A 15,042-nucleotide genomic window follows, 5' to 3' on the forward strand; every position below is an offset into this window, starting at 1 on the left:
CCTGCGCCTGCGGGCCGCCGCGGCCGCCGCGCGCGGTCCGGCCTGCGGACGGCGGCCGTGATGGCGGTGACCGTGACCGCGCTGCCCGCCGCGGCGCTCACGCTGCCCGACGCCGGCCAGGGCGTGCTCGACGCCGCCCGCGACGAGCTGGGCCTGGACGACGCCGGCACCGTCGGGCTGGTGCGCGCCGTCGGCGCCACGCTGCCCGCGCTGCTGGTCGCCGTGCCGGCGGCCGCCGTGGCCGTCCGCCGCCTGCCCGCGCGCGCCGTGCTGCTGGCCGGGCTGCTCTGCCTGCTGGGCGGGCTGGTCGCGAGCCGGTACGCGGACTCGGTCCCGTCCGTCGCGGCGGCCCGCGCGGCGCAGGGCGTCGGCGCCGGCGTCACGCTGCCCGCCACGCTCGTCCTGGTGCTGGAGCGCCGCCGCGCCCTGCCGGTCGCGCTGTGGGCGGGGACGCTCGCGGCGGTGCTCCTGGCCGCCCTGCCCGCGGCGCTGCGCGCCGCGCCGCGTCCCGACCCCGCCACCGGCGCCGTCGAATGGCGGACGGCGTTCGCCCCGTACCCGCAGGCGGCGGCGCTGGCGCTGGGGGCCGCGCTGCTCTTCCTGCTCGTGGGGGGCGCCGCCCCGGCGGGCGGACTGCCCGCCGCGCGGACCGCCGAGCGGGGGCAGCTGCTGCTCCCCGCGGTCCCGGCGGCCGGCCTCGGCTTCCTCGCCCTGGTGGCCGCTCACGGGTGGTCGCCCGGCGGGCAGCTGGTCGTCGCGGGCGCCGCGGTCGCGACGCTGGTCGGCCTGGCTGTCGTCGGCAGCCGCGACGCCATCGTCGGCAGCCCGCTGGGCTGCGCGGTCGTCATGGTCGCCGTGGGCCTGCTGGCGTACCCGGTGACCGGTCCGCTGTCCGGGCTGGCGCAGCGCGCCGCGGGGGAGGGCGCCGTCCCGTCGGCGCTGCCGTTCGCGGCGGCCGCCTGCGCCGCCGTGGCGGGGGCGCTGTGCACCGTCCGCCTGTCGCGGGAGGGCGCCCAGGGGGCGGTCCTCGGCGGCTTCGGGCTGGTGGTCATCGCCGTCCTGCTCACCCTGGCCGCGAACGGCACCGGGGACCGCTGGACGCTCACGGCGTGCCTGGTCCCGCTGGGCGCGGGACTGGGCACGGCGCTGGCCGCGTCCATGCGCGAGGCGACCGCCGGAGCCGCGCTGTACGGGCTGGCGCTGTGCCCGCCCGCACTGCTCAGCGGGCAGCTCATCGCGCTGTCGCTGCAGGCGGGCCACTGGCAGCGGACGCATCCGCAATCGGCGGCGCAGCAGCTGCAGGCGCTGACCGCCGGATACCGCGCCTGGCTGGTCGCCGCCGGGGTCCTCACCGTCGCCCTGGCCGCCGTCAGCCGGCGGGCCTCGTCCGGAGCGACGAGGCGAGTGTGACGGTCAGGACCTCGGGGAGAGCGGCGTCCCCCTGCGCGGTGTGCGGGGCGACGCGCGTCCGCCCGGGGACGGGACCGCGACGGTTCCAGAGGGCGGGGACCGGTAAGCTTCGCGCGAAGCAGTGGTGTGCAGGCCCGTGAGGCCCGGCCCCCCTTCGCGAGGACGCCCGCGACACGGCGTCCCCACCCCAATCCGCATGCATGAGGAGTGAACCACTCGTGTCCGAGCGCACTCTTGTCCTGGTCAAGCCCGACGGCGTCCGCCGCGGAGTCATCGGCGAGGTCATCTCGCGCATCGAGCGCAAGGGCCTGAAGATCGTGGCGATGGACCTGCGCACGCTGCCGCGGGAGACGGCCGAGGCGCACTACCAGGAGCACGCCGCCAAGCCGTTCTTCGGCGAGCTGGTGGACTTCATCACCGGCGGGCCGCTGGTGGCGATGGTGGTCGAGGGGCCGCGCGCGGTCGAGGCGTTCCGCGCGCTGGCCGGCGCGACCGACCCGGTGAAGGCCGCGCCCGGCACCATCCGCGGCGACTTCGCCCTGGAGATCGGCGAGAACATCGTGCACGGCTCCGACTCGCCCGAGTCGGCCGAGCGGGAGATCAAGCTGTTCTTCCCCGACCTGGGCTGAACGCCCCGGACGGGGTCGTCGGGGCCACGCCGACACGCGCGGGCCGGGGATCACCCGGCCCGCGTTCGCTTTAACGATAACTGCCTGCTCGACGCCGGTTTTTTGATCGACTCGCGGCGCTGGGGTGCCTGCCTGGCCCCGCTTCGTCGCGTTACGATAGGGACGCCGCTCTAGACGCCCGCCGACTATCGAAGGGCTCCCTTTCTTCATGGGTAACAAGCTGTCGTTTCTCGGCCGTGACATGGCGGTCGACCTTGGGACCGCCAACACTCTGGTATACGTGCGCGGGCGCGGCATCGTCCTGAACGAACCGTCCGTGGTCGCCATCAACACCAATACCGGCAAGATCGTGGCGGTGGGCATCGAGGCGAAACGGATGATCGGCCGCACCCCGGGCAACATCGTCGCGGTGCGTCCGCTCAAGGACGGCGTGATCGCCGACTTCGACGTCACCGAGCGGATGCTGCGCTACTTCATCCAGAAGGTGCACAAGCGCCGGCACTTCGCCAAGCCCCGCATCGTGGTGGCGGTGCCGAGCGGCATCACCGGGGTGGAGCAGCGCGCCGTCAAGGAGGCCGGCTACCAGGCCGGCGCCCGGCGGGTCTACATCATCGAGGAGCCGATGGCCGCCGCGATCGGCGCGGGCCTGCCGGTGTACGAGCCGACCGGCAACATGGTGGTCGACATCGGCGGCGGCACCACCGAGGTCGCCATCATCTCGCTGGGCGGCATCGTGACCAGCCAGTCGGTCCGGGTCGGCGGCGACGAGCTGGACCAGGCGATCATCTCCTTCTCCAAGAAGGAGTACTCGCTGATGCTCGGCGAGCGCACCGCCGAGGAGATCAAGATGGCGATCGGGTCGGCGCACCCGGGCGGCGAGGACGAGCCGCACGCCGAGATCCGCGGACGCGACCTGGTCAGCGGCCTGCCCAAGACCGTGGTGATCTCCGCGGAGGAGGTGCGGCGCGCCATCGAGGAGCCGGTCAACGCCATCGTCGACGCGGTCAAGACCACCCTCGACAAGTGCCCGCCCGAGCTGTCGGGCGACATCATGGACCGCGGCATCGCCCTCACCGGCGGCGGCGCCCTGCTCAAGCACCTCGACGAGCGGCTGCGCGAGGAGACCGGGATGCCCATCCATCTGGTGGACAACCCGCTCGACTCGGTGGTGCTGGGCACCGGCAAGTGCGTGGAGGACTTCGAGTCGCTGCGCCAGGTGCTGGTCCCCGAACCGCGTCACTGAGCGGGGCGCGCGAGTTCCGTGTGGGGGGACGACGCCCCCCACACCCCCCGCGAGACGGAAACGGGAGGTCGGTGGGTGAAGGACACCCGGCGGACCCGTTGGGTCCTCGGCGTGCTGCTGGCGGTCGCGCTGACCATGATCACAGTGGACTACCGCGGCGGGCAGCGTTCCCCGCTGGCGGGCCTGCGCGCGCTGGGCGCGGCGGTGTTCGGCCCGGTGGAGCGGGCCTCGGCGTCGGTGGTGCGGCCGGTCGGCAACACCGTCGACGCGATCACCGACGCGCCCGGGGAGCGCCGCCGCGCCGACCGGCTGGAGCGCGAGAACCAGCGGCTGCGCGAGCAGCTGCGCGCCGGCCGCCTCGACGCCTCCCGGTACGAGCAGCTGCACCGGCTGCTCGGCTCCGCGGGCATCGGCGGCTACAAGATCGTGGCGGCGCAGGTGATCTCGGCCGGGCAGGGCTTCGAGGAGACCGTCACCATCGACGTCGGCAGCCGCGACGGCGTGCGCCGCGACATGACGGTGATGAGCGCCGACGGCCTGGTCGGACGGGTCACCCGGGTCGGTCCGGCCACCTCCACGGTGCTGCTGGCCACCGACGTGACCTCCTCGGTCGGCGCCCGCCTGGAGGACAGCCGCGAGATCGGGATCGTCCAGGGGCGGGGCCGCCGCGGCCTCAGCGCGGGCGACGACGCGCCGCTGAAGTTCCAGATGCTCAACGCCAACGCCCCGCTGCGCCCCGGGCAGCGGCTGGTGACCCTCGGCTCGCAGGGCGAACGCCCCTACGTGCCGGGCGTGCCGATCGGGACGGTCGAACGCATCGACAAGCCCGAGGGCGGCCTGACCCGCACCGCCTATGTGCGTCCGTTCGTGCGGTTCAGCAGCCTGGACGTGGTCGCGGTGGTGGTCGCGCCGCCCAAGACCGACCCGCGCGACGCGGTGCTGCCGCCCAAGCCGAAGCCCACGCCGACGCCCACCCCCACGTCCACGTCCACCGCGACGCCGTTCGCGACGCGCGGCGGGACCCCCGGCGGGACGCCGACCCCGCTCGCCTCGCCGGGAGCCGACCCGACGGACGCCGAGAGCACCCCGGGCCGGCGCGGCGGCGAGGAGCCGTCGCGCCGGCCCGGGGTGGACCCGTCCGCCACGACCACCTCGGAGGGGTGACGTGGTGCGCGCACCCATGCCCGGCCAGTCCGAGCCGTCGACGACCGGACGGGGCGTCATCGCCGCCCTGGTCATCGCCGTCGCGCTGATCCTTCAGGTGTCGGTGGCCAACCGGCTGCCGCTGCCCGGCGACGTGACGCCGGATCTGGTGCTGCTGGCGGTGGTGGCGCTGGCGCTCGTCAACGGCTCGCTCACCGGAGTGGTCGCCGGGTTCTGCGCCGGGCTCGCCGCCGACATCATCCCGCCCGCCGACCACACCCTCGGCCGGTACGCCCTGGTGTACTGCCTGATCGGATACGTGTGCGGGATGGCCGCCGCCGAGCTGGACCGGCAGACGTTCGTGCCGTTCATGGCCGTGGCCGTCGGCGCGCTGGCCGGGACGGTGCTGTACGCGCTGACCGGCATGCTGCTGGCCGACCCGCGCGCCGCGTGGGAGGTGGCGGCGCGGATCGTGCCGCTGCAGGTGTTCTATGACGTGCTGGCGAGTCCGTTCGTCGTGTGGGCGGTGCTGCGGGTGACCCGCCGCTACGAGCGGCCCGACCGCGGCCGCGACCGGTTCGCGGTGCCCGCCGCCGCCCGCTACCGCGCGATGTCGGGGCGGGGCGGCGGGCTGTGAACACGCGCACGCACTTCCGGCTGATGGTCCTGTACGTCCTGGTGGCGGCCATGCTGCTGGTGCTGATGGGCCGCCTGTGGACGATGCAGGTGCTCGACGGGGAGCGCTACCGGCAGGTCGCCGCGCAGAACCGCACCCGCGACATCGTGGTGCCCGCCATCCGCGGCATGATCCTGGACGACAAGGGCCGCCCGCTGGTGCGCAACCGGACCGCGCTGGTGGTGTCGGTGGACCGCACGACGCTGATGCGGCAGAAGGACCGGGGCGAGGCGGTGCTCAAGCGGCTCGCCGGGGTGCTCGGCATCACCTACGACGAGCTGCAGAAGCGGATCCGGCTGTGCGCGCCCGGCATCCGGCGCCCCTGCTGGCCGGGCTCGCCGTTCCAGCCGATCCCGGTGGACGACCGCGTCGACCCCAAGCGGGCGCTGCAGATCATGGAGCGGCAGGAGGAGTTCCCCGGCGTGACGGCGCAGTTCCAGGCCGTCCGCGAGTACCCCGAGCCGGAGGGCGCCAACGCCGCGCAGGCCCTCGGCTACCTGCAGCCGATCACCCAGGAGGAGCTGGACAAGCGCAAGGGCATCAAGGTCACCGGCTACAGCGGGGTCGACCTGGTCGGCCGGGACGGCCTGGAGGCCGCCTACGACGCCGACCTGCGCGGCCGTCCGGGCGTGCGGCGGGTGCTGGTGGACAGCCAGGGCCGGGTCACCGGCACCGCGTTCGAGCGGCCCGCCGAGCCCGGCGGGCACCTGGTCACCAGCATCGACGCCAAGGTGCAGGGCGCGGCCGAGCGGGCGCTGCGCAACGCGATGAAGAGCGCCCGCTCGCAGGGCCACCCGGCCGACGCGGCCGCCGCCGTGGTGCTGGACGTGCAGACCGGCAAGGTGGTGGCGCTGGCGAGCCTGCCCACCTACGACCCGTCCGTGTGGACCGGCGGCATCTCCCAGGAGGAGTACGACGCGCTGCTCGGCAAGAAGCGGGGCGAGCCGCTGATCTCCCGCGCCACCCAGGGCCAGTTCGCGCCCGGCTCCACGTTCAAGATCTCCTCGTTGGCCGCGGCGGTGGCCGACGGCTACCCCCTCAACGGCATCTATCCGTGCCCGGGCTCGTACAACGTGGGCAGCCGCGCCTTCCGCAACTTCGAGGGGCAGGGGCACGGCGACATGAACCTGCACAGGGCGCTGGTGGTGTCCTGCGACACGATCTTCTACAAGTTCGCCTACGAGCAGTGGCTGCGCGACGGCGGCATGAAGCCGCGCGCCCACCCCAAGGACCCGATGGTCGCCATGGCGCGCAAGTGGGGGTTCGGCAGCCGCACCGGCATCGACCTGCCCGGCGAGAGCACCGGGCGCATCCCCGACCGGGGGTGGAAGCGCCGCTACTGGGAGGCCACCCGTGAGGCCTCCTGCAAGGCCGCCAAGCAGGGCTACCCGAACCTGGAGCGCACCGATCCCGGGCGCGCCGCGTACCTGAAGGCGATCGCCGCGGAGAACTGCGCCGAGGGCTACGTGTGGCGGGCCGGCGACGCCGCGAACTTCTCCGTCGGACAGGGCGACGTGCTGGTGACGCCGCTGCAGCTGGCCCGCGCGTACGCCGCGGTCGCCAACGGCGGACGGCTCGTCACGCCGCACCTGGGCGTGGCCGTGGTCCGCTCGGACGGCTCGGTCGTCCGCCGCATCCCCACGCCGCCGTCCAAGAAGCTCGACGTCGACCGCAAGGTGCTGGAGTACATGCGCAAGGCGCTGGCCGACGTCACCAAGGAGGGCACCGCGGCCGGGGCCTTCAGCGGCTTCGACCTCAAGAAGGTGCACGTGGCGGGCAAGACCGGCACCGCGGAGGTCTACGGCAAGCACGACACCTCCTGGTTCGCCTCCTTCGCCCCGGTGGACAAGCCCCGGTTCGCGGTGGTGGCGATGATCTCGCAGGGCGGCACGGGCGCCTCGGCCGCCGCGCCCGCCGTCCGGGAGATCTACGAGGCGATCTACGGGCTGAAGAAGGGCGCCAAGCCCGCGCTGGAGGACGGCGAGCTGCCCAAGGAGCTGCCCAAGCCCCCCGTGGGGTCGGGCGTGATCGGCGCGGGCTCCGACGCGCAGCCGAGCGCCGCCCCGACCGCGTCCCCGGAGGCGTCGCTCGACGCGGCGCCCGACGGGTCGCCCGAGGCGTCGCCGGACGGCGCGCCCAACACCGTGCTGACCGACGGGCCGGAGCTGCCGCCGAGCACCGCGCCGCGGACCGAGGCGACCGGCGCGTCGCCGAGGACGGCGCGATGATCGGCGGATTGGGCTCGGGCGGCGCCGGGGCGGGCCTGGGCACGGTCGAGGGGTACGGCGACCGCACCGTGTGGCGGCGCCGCCTCGCGGGCCTGCGCCGCCTCGACTGGATGCTGGTGCTGGCCGTGGTGGCGCTGTCGGTGCTCGGCGCGCTGCTGGTGCGGTCGGCCACGGTGCCGCTGCTGACCGAGCAGGGCAAGGATCCCGAGAGCTTCTTCCACCGGCACCTGTTCAACCTGATGATCGGGTTCGTGCTGGGCGGCGTGGTGGCGCTGCTGGACTACCGGCTGCTGCGCGCGTACGCGCCGATCCTGTACGTGCTGTCCTGCGTCGGCCTGGTCGCGGTGCTGTCCCCGCTGGGCGAGACAATCAACGGGTCGCACTCGTGGATCGTGCTCGGCGGCGGGTTCCAGGTGCAGCCGTCGGAGTTCGCCAAGGTGGGCCTGGTGGTGCTGCTGGCGATGCTGCTCGGCGAGCCGCGCGACGGCGAGGTCGGCCCCGGCCACAAGGACATCCTGTGGGCGCTGGGACTGGCGGGGCTGCCCGCGGCGTTGGTCATGGGCCAGCCCGACCTGGGCACGACGCTGGTGTTCGGCGCGGTGGTGCTGGGCATGCTGGCGATCTCCGGGGTGCGCAAGCGCTGGCTGGCCGGGCTGGTCGGCGGCGGGGTGCTGGCCGCGTTCCTGGTGTTCTTCTTCGGGCTGCTCAAGCCGTACCAGGTCGCCCGGTTCACCGCCTTCCTGGACCCCTCGCACGACCCGCGCGGCGCGGGGTACAACGCCCAGCAGGCCAAGATCGCCGTGGGGTCGGGCGGCGTGTTCGGCAAGGGCCTGTTCCACGGCGAGCAGACCGGCGGCCACTTCGTCCCCGAGCAGCAGACCGACTTCATCTTCACCGTGGCCGGCGAGGAGCTCGGCTTCATCGGGGCGGGCGCGATCGTCGTGCTGCTCGGCGTGGTGCTGTGGCGGGCCCTGCGCATCGCCACCCAGGCCGCCGACCTGTTCGGCACGCTGGTGGCCAGCGGGGTGGTGTGCTGGCTGGCGTTCCAGTCGTTCGAGAACATCGGCATGACGCTGGGCATCATGCCGATCACCGGCCTGCCGCTGCCGTTCGTGTCCTACGGCGGCTCGGCCACGTTCGCCAACATGATCGCTCTGGGGCTGCTGCAGGCCGTCCACCTGAGACGCAACCCCTTCGATTAGCGGACCGGCGCCGCGTCACGGGCCGGTAGGCTGAAAAACCTGCGAACACAAGCCTGATCCCGCGTCCGCGTCATCGGAGGGGCACCGTCATGCCGGTCGAGTCGATCTTCCCGCGTCTGGAGCCGCTGCTCCCGCGCGTGCAGAAGCCGATTCAGTACGTGGGCGGCGAGCTGAACTCGCAGGTCAAGGACTGGGACGAGGCCGAGGTGCGCTGGGCGCTGATGTACCCGGACGCCTACGAGGTGGGGCTGCCCAACCAGGGCGTGCAGATCCTCTACGAGCTGCTCAACGAGCAGGAGGGCGTGCTCGCCGAGCGCACCTACTCGGTGTGGCCGGACCTGGAGAAGCTGATGCGCGAGCACGGCGTCCCCCAGTTCACCGTGGACGCGCACCGCCCGGTCGCCGCGTTCGACCTGCTGGGCGTGAGCTTCCCGACCGAGCTCGGCTACACCAACCTGCTGACCGCGCTGGACCTGGCGGGCATTCCGCTGGAGGCGGCCGAGCGCGGCGACGAGCACCCGATCGTGATCGCGGGCGGGCACGCCGCGTTCAACCCCGAGCCGATCGCCGACTTCCTCGACGCGGCCGTGCTCGGCGACGGCGAGGAGGTCGTCCTGGCGATCACCGAGGTGGTCCGGGAGTGGAAGGCCGAGGGCCGTCCCGGCGGCCGCGACGAGCTGCTGCTGCGGCTGGCGTCGTCCGGCGGCGTGTACGTGCCGAAGTTCTACGACGTCACCTACCTGCCGGACGGCCGGATCCAGCGGGTGGCGCCCAACCGGCCGGGCGTGCCGTGGCGGATCGCCAAGCACACCGTCATGGACCTGGACGAGTGGCCGTACCCGCGCAAGCCGCTGGTGCCGCTCGCCGAGACCGTGCACGAGCGCTACAGCGTGGAGATCTTCCGCGGCTGCACCCGCGGCTGCCGGTTCTGCCAGGCCGGCATGATCACCCGCCCGGTGCGCGAGCGGTCGATCACCACCATCGGCGAGATGGTGCGGACCGGCCTGGAGGAGAGCGGGTTCTCCGAGGTGGGGCTGCTCAGCCTGTCCAGCGCCGACCACAGCGAGATCGGCGAGATCACCAAGGGGCTGGCCGACCGGTACGAGGGCACCAACACCTCGCTGTCGCTGCCGTCGACCCGCGTGGACGCGTTCAACGTCACGCTCGCCAACGAGCTGTCGCGCAACGGCCGGCGGACCGGTCTGACGTTCGCGCCCGAGGGCGGCTCGGAGCGGATGCGCAAGGTGATCAACAAGATGGTCACCGAGGAGGACCTCATCCGCACGGTGACCACCGCGTACGAGAACGGCTGGCGGCAGGTCAAGCTGTACTTCATGTGCGGGCTGCCGACCGAGGAGGACGAGGACGTCCTGGCCATCGCCGACATGGCCCGCCGGGTGATCCAGGCGGGCCGGGAGGCCACCGGCCGCCGCGACATCCGCTGCACCGTCTCGATCGGCGCGTTCGTGCCCAAGCCGCACACCCCGTTCCAGTGGGCCGCGCAGTGCGACCACGAGACGGTCGACCGGCGCCTGCACGCCCTGCGCGAAACGCTGCGCAAGGACAAGGAGTACGGCCGGGCGATCGGCCTGCGCTACCACGAGGGCAAGCCGTCGATCATCGAGGGCCTGCTGTCGCGCGGCGACCGCCGGGTCGGCAAGGTCATCCGCGCGGTCTGGGAGGACGGCGGCCGCTTCGACGGGTGGAGCGAGCACTTCTCCTACGACCGCTGGGTGGCCTGCGCCGAGAAGGCCCTGGCGGACGAGCCGGTCGACATCGACTGGTACACCACCCGCGAACGCGACGAGGTCGAGGTGCTGCCCTGGGACCACCTCGACGCGGGCCTGGACCGCGAGTGGCTGTGGCAGGACTGGCAGGACGCCCTCGACGAGACCGAGGTCGAGGACTGCCGCTGGACTCCCTGCTACGACTGCGGCGTCTGCCCCACCATGGGCACCGAGATCCAGATCGGTCCCACCGGCCGCAAGCTCCTCCCGCTCACCGTCGTCTGACGGGCCGCGGGGCGTGCGCGCCCGGGCGCCGTCCGGCCCCGCCGGGACGCGGCGTCCGGGCGCGAACCGCCGGGCTCCGGCGCTGAGACGGCGCGGGAAGGCAGCGGTCAGGCCGCCCGGAGGGCCGGTAGGCGGATGTCGGCGGCCGGCGCGGGCGAAAGAGGGGGCCAGGGGCCCGTACTCTATAGGTAGACGTTTTCGACTCGAAGCGAGTAGGAAGGACTGGAGCCCTGGCACCCCAGCCGGAGGGTCCCGCGCCGGCCCCCGTGGTCCAGCGTCTGCGCGTGCGGTACGCCAAGCGCGGCAGGATGCGGTTCACCAGCCACCGCGACATCTCCCGGGCCGTGGAACGCGCCGTGCGGCGCGCCGGGATCCCTGTCGCGTTCAGCGCGGGATTCACCCCGCACCCGAAGATCTCGTACGCGGGTGCGGCGGCGACCGGGGTGGCCAGTGAGGCCGAATACCTCGAACTCGGGCTGACCGAGACCCGCGACCCTGCGCGGGTCCGCAGCGATCTGGACGCCGCCCTGCCCGTCGGCTTGGACGTCCTCGACGTCGTGGAGGCCCGGCCGCAGGCCCACACGGGGGAGGCGCAGGCCGCCAAGCCCGCCGCGCTGGCCGACCGGCTGGAGGCGTCGCTGTGGCAGGTGCGGCTGGACGGCGTCGACGCCGAGGCCGCCGCGAAGGCCGTCGACGCCTTCGTCGCCGCCGACCGGATCGAGGTGGAGCGCCTCACCAAGAAGGGACGGCGCCTGTTCGACGTGCGCGCCGCCGTGTCCGCCTGCGAGCTGGACCGGCGCGCCTCGGCGGCGGCGGATGCCCCTTGTGCGATACTTCGAATGGTTGTTCGGCATACCACACCCGCCGTACGACCCGACGACATCCTCGCCGGACTGCACCAGGTCGCCGACCTCGCGCCGCCGTCACCGCCGTTGGTGACCAGGCTGGCGCAGGGCCCGCTGGACGCACGCACCGGTGAGCTCGCGGATCCGCTGGATCCCGACCGGGAGACCGTGGCCCCGTCCGGCGACGAAGCCGTGACGGCCCATGGCCCTGCGCGCTCGCAGAGCGCGGAGCCCGCGAGCGCGGATGCCGTCAGCGCCCGCTCGTAGGACCGAAGCCGTGCCGCACCACGGAACCGGTTCGCAGGGGACGGCGGGCGCGCCCCCGACGACTTCGTCGCCGCCGCCGGATCGCGGTCCGGAGGCGACGACGCCGATGGACTGACGGAGAGAGCTCCCGTGCGGCGCACCGGAGCGCACCGCCCAGGAGGCGGAGCGCGGGGTCGCGCCCGGGAGCCTGACGGGAGTTGCCCGCATGTTGGAAAACGAAGCCGATCCGGCCACGGCCGGAGGCGCAGATAGCACGACCGCATCCCCGGACCCCGCCGCCGGCGCCCCGCGGCGCCCGCGACGCCGGGCCGCCAGCCGCCCCGCCGGCCCGCCCCCCGAGGACGACGCCCCTGCCGTGATCACCGTGTCGCCCAAGCCGTCCGGCACCGCGACACGCGACGGGGAGGAGCCCTCGCCCGCCGCCGAGGCCGCTGAGACGCCCACGGAGACGCCCGCCGAGCCGCCTGCCGAGCCGCCTGCCGAGACGGCGGCCGCCGAGGAGGCGCCCGCAGAGCCCTCCGCCGACGCACCGGCCGCATCCGCGACGGAACCGCCCGCCGAGCCTTCCGCCGAGGCGCCGACCGATGCGGCCGCCGAGGAGCCGGCCGAGGAGCCGGCCGAGGAGCCGGCCGAGGAGAAGACCGAGGAGAAGACCGAGGAGAAGGCCGCGTCCCACGCGAGGGCCGCGCGGTCGCGCGCCGCGACCGCCGACGCCGACGACGAGCCCGCTCCGCGCCGGACGCGCCGCCGTACCGCGGCCGCCGCGCCGCGGCCCGAGCCCGAGCGGGAGCCGGAGGCCGCCGCCGAGGAGGAGACCGAACCCGAGTCCGGAGGCGAGCCCGAGACGCGGCCCCAGGCCGAGACCCGGCCGGCCGCGCCCGCCACGGCGGTGCCGATGATCCCGCCCGTCCCCGCGGTGCCGGCCGCGCCCGGGGAGGGCGCCGGGGCCGAGCCCGTCACCTCGACGGCGATCCCCACGGTGACCTTCCAGCCGCCCATGGTGGTGTTCCAGCCGCCGCAGCCGGTCCCCGTCGCCCCCGCGTCCGACGAGACGGCGGGCGACGTCGACGCCGTCCGCGACGAGGAGGCGGTCGACCGCGACGACGAGGAGGACGCGACCGACCGTCCCACGCGGCGGCGCCGCCGCCGGGGCGGGCGCGGCCGCGGCCGCGGCAAGGAGGCCGCCGAGGAGGAGGCGTCCGCCGAGGGCGAGGCCGAGGCCGCCGACCAGCAGCCGAAGGACGGCGAGGCCAAGGACGCCAAGCCCGCCGCCGAGGAGCAGGACGAGGCGCGCAAGGCCGAGGACGGCGCCGAGAACGGAGCGAACGGCACGGCCGGGACGACGGCCGCGACGGGGACCACGGGCACCGGCAGCAGCAGCAGCCGCCGCCGTCGCCGCCGCCGTCGCCGCTCCGGGAGCGGGGAGGAGCCCGTCCCGGCGCCCGACGACCCGCCCAACACGGTCGTCCACGTCCGCGACTCGCGGCCCGCCGCCGACGCCCGCCCGGCCGTCGAGGACGAGGTGCAGGCGGTGCGCGGCTCGACCCGGCTGGAGGCCAAGAAGCAGCGCCGCCGGGAGGGCCGCGAGCAGGGCCGCCGCCGCCCGCCGGTGATCACCGAGGCGGAGTTCCTGGCCCGCCGCGAGTCGGTGGAGCGGGTCATGGTGATCCGCCAGGAGGGCGAGCGCACCCAGATCGCGATCCTCGAGGACAACGTCCTCGTCGAGCACTACGTCAACCGCGCCACGCACCAGTCGTACGTGGGCAACGTGTACCTCGGCAAGGTGCAGAACGTGCTGCCGTCGATGGAGGCGGCGTTCGTCGACATCGGCAAGGGCCGCAACGCGGTGCTGTACGCCGGCGAGGTGAACTGGGACGTGGCGGGCCTGGAGGGCCAGCCGCGCCGCATCGAGTCGGCGCTCAAGTCCGGCCAGTCGGTGCTGGTGCAGGTCACCAAGGACCCGGTGGGGCACAAGGGCGCCCGGCTGACCAGCCAGATCTCGCTGCCCGGCCGCTACCTGGTGTACGTGCCGGACGGCTCGATGACCGGCATCAGCCGCAAGCTGCCCGACAAGGAGCGCAGCCGCCTCAAGCAGATCCTCAAGAAGATCATGCCGGACAACGCCGGGGTGATCGTCCGGACCGCCGCCGAGGGCGCCACCGAGGAGGAGCTGTCCCGGGACGTGTCGCGCCTGGCCGCCCAGTGGGAGAACATCCAGAAGCAGGTCAAGACGGCCACCGCGCCGTCCCTGCTGTACGGGGAGCCGGACCTGACCATCCGGGTGGTCCGCGACATCTTCAACGAGGACTTCAGCAAGCTGGTGGTGTCCGGCGACGAGGCGTGGGAGACCGTCTCGGAGTACGTGCGGTACGTCGCGCCGCACCTGGCCGACCGGCTGGAGCGGTGGACCGGCCCCGCCGACGTGATGTCGGTGTTCCGCATCGACGAGCAGATCGCCAAGGCGCTGGACCGCAAGGTGTGGCTGCCCAGCGGCGGCTCGCTGGTCATCGACCGCACCGAGGCGATGACCGTGATCGACGTCAACACCGGCAAGTTCACCGGCCAGGGCGGCAACCTGGAGGAGACGGTCACCCGCAACAACCTGGAGGCGGCCGAGGAGATCGTGCGCCAGCTGCGGCTGCGCGACATCGGCGGCATCGTGGTGATCGACTTCATCGACATGGTGCTGGAGAGCAACCGCGAGCTGGTGCTGCGCCGCCTGGTGGAGTGCCTGTCGCGGGACCGTACCAAGCACCAGGTCGCCGAGGTCACCTCGCTGGGGCTGGTGCAGATGACGCGCAAGCGGGTCGGCCAGGGCCTGCTGGAGGCGTTCTCGGAGACCTGCGAGTGCTGCAACGGCCGCGGCATCCACGTCCAGCTCACGCCGGTGGAGCCCAAGCCGGACAAGGCGTCCGGCGGCCGCCGCCGCAAGCGCAAGGGCGACGTCGAGAGGGCCGTCGAGGAGAAGCTGGCGCAGCACGAGGCGGCCAAGGCGGAGGCCGCGAAGGCCGAGGCCGCGAAGGCGGACGCCGCCGCGTCCGATGCCGCCGCGTCCGATGCCGCCGCCTCCGACACTGCCAAGCCGGACGCCGCCACGGCGGATGCCGCCAAGCCGGACGCCGCGACGGCGGATGCCGCCAAGCCGGACGGGCCGCAGGCGGCGGAGGCCGCGGCCGGCGGCGAGGCCGGCGAGCGGCAGCCGGCCAAGAAGCGCCGGTCCGGCCGCGGCGGCAAGAGCGCGGCGGCCAAGGCCGAGGAGGGGACCGAGACCGCGGCCGTCTCCGAGGCCGCGTCCGGAGCCGAGGGCGACGCCGCCTCCGCGACCGCGTCCGGCCAGGGGGACGCCGCCGAGGCGGCGGCGCGGACGGCCGAGGCCGTCCCGGGCGC

The 15,042-nt window shown here is 74.3% G+C and carries 10 protein-coding genes; all 10 read left to right on the forward strand.

The features are described from left to right. Window positions 1-1,410 (forward strand): hypothetical protein (locus AR3_RS26860; protein WP_217998790.1); only part of this gene is annotated, 1,410 nt, incomplete at its 5' end. Window positions 1,411-1,610: 200 nt separating this feature from the next. Beyond that, the gene (ndk, locus tag AR3_RS26865; RefSeq protein ID WP_083952090.1) at window positions 1,611-2,039 is read left to right on the forward strand and encodes a nucleoside-diphosphate kinase; all 429 of its coding nucleotides are present in this window, start codon (window positions 1,611-1,613) and stop codon (window positions 2,037-2,039) included. Between the two features lie 208 nt (window positions 2,040-2,247). Continuing rightward, a complete protein-coding gene (locus AR3_RS26870; protein WP_067918119.1) occupies window positions 2,248-3,282 on the forward strand; it encodes a rod shape-determining protein in 1,035 nt (344 codons plus the stop codon). Window positions 3,283-3,357: 75 nt separating this feature from the next. Continuing rightward, window positions 3,358-4,446 (forward strand): rod shape-determining protein MreC, encoded by a 1,089-nt coding sequence (gene mreC, locus AR3_RS26875; RefSeq protein ID WP_083952091.1) that lies wholly within the window; start codon window positions 3,358-3,360, stop codon window positions 4,444-4,446. A gap of 1 nt (window position 4,447) precedes the next feature. Further along, window positions 4,448-5,062, forward strand: a complete 615-nt coding sequence (gene mreD, locus AR3_RS26880; RefSeq protein ID WP_227023212.1) for a rod shape-determining protein MreD — start codon at window positions 4,448-4,450, stop codon at window positions 5,060-5,062. Further along, window positions 5,059-7,329, forward strand: coding sequence for a penicillin-binding protein 2 (gene mrdA / locus AR3_RS26885; RefSeq protein ID WP_106258844.1), 2,271 nt, complete (start codon window positions 5,059-5,061; stop codon window positions 7,327-7,329). Before mreD ends, mrdA begins: the two co-directional genes overlap by 4 nt. Beyond that, on the forward strand, window positions 7,326-8,531 hold the full coding sequence (rodA, locus tag AR3_RS26890) for a rod shape-determining protein RodA (RefSeq protein WP_067918120.1): 1,206 nt from the start codon (window positions 7,326-7,328) through the stop codon (window positions 8,529-8,531). Before mrdA ends, rodA begins: the two co-directional genes overlap by 4 nt. Before the next feature lie 89 nt (window positions 8,532-8,620). Then, window positions 8,621-10,543: a TIGR03960 family B12-binding radical SAM protein gene (locus tag AR3_RS26895; RefSeq protein WP_067918121.1), complete on the forward strand. Its 1,923-nt coding sequence runs from the start codon at window positions 8,621-8,623 to the stop codon at window positions 10,541-10,543. Between the two features lie 284 nt (window positions 10,544-10,827). Beyond that, complete coding sequence (locus tag AR3_RS26900) at window positions 10,828-11,655, forward strand: TIGR03936 family radical SAM-associated protein (protein ID WP_067918124.1); 828 nt, start codon at window positions 10,828-10,830, stop codon at window positions 11,653-11,655. 355 nt (window positions 11,656-12,010) lie between these two features. After that, the coding region (locus AR3_RS26905) for an Rne/Rng family ribonuclease (RefSeq protein WP_390099561.1) at window positions 12,011-15,042 on the forward strand (3,032 nt) is incomplete at its 3' end.

The sequence above is a fragment of the Actinomadura rubrobrunea NBRC 15275 genome (assembly GCF_001552235.1).
Lineage (GTDB): Bacteria > Actinomycetota > Actinomycetes > Streptosporangiales > Streptosporangiaceae > Spirillospora > Spirillospora viridilutea.

Coding starts and splice junctions, on each gene's coding strand:
- ndk (WP_083952090.1), top strand. CDS start 1,611: ATGAGGAGTGAACCACTCGTGTCCGAGCGCACTCTTGTCCTGGTCAAG.
- AR3_RS26870 (WP_067918119.1), top strand. CDS start 2,248: ATGGGTAACAAGCTGTCGTTTCTCGGCCGTGACATGGCGGTCGACCTT.
- rodA (WP_067918120.1), top strand. CDS start 7,326: ATGATCGGCGGATTGGGCTCGGGCGGCGCCGGGGCGGGCCTGGGCACG.
- AR3_RS26895 (WP_067918121.1), top strand. CDS start 8,621: ATGCCGGTCGAGTCGATCTTCCCGCGTCTGGAGCCGCTGCTCCCGCGC.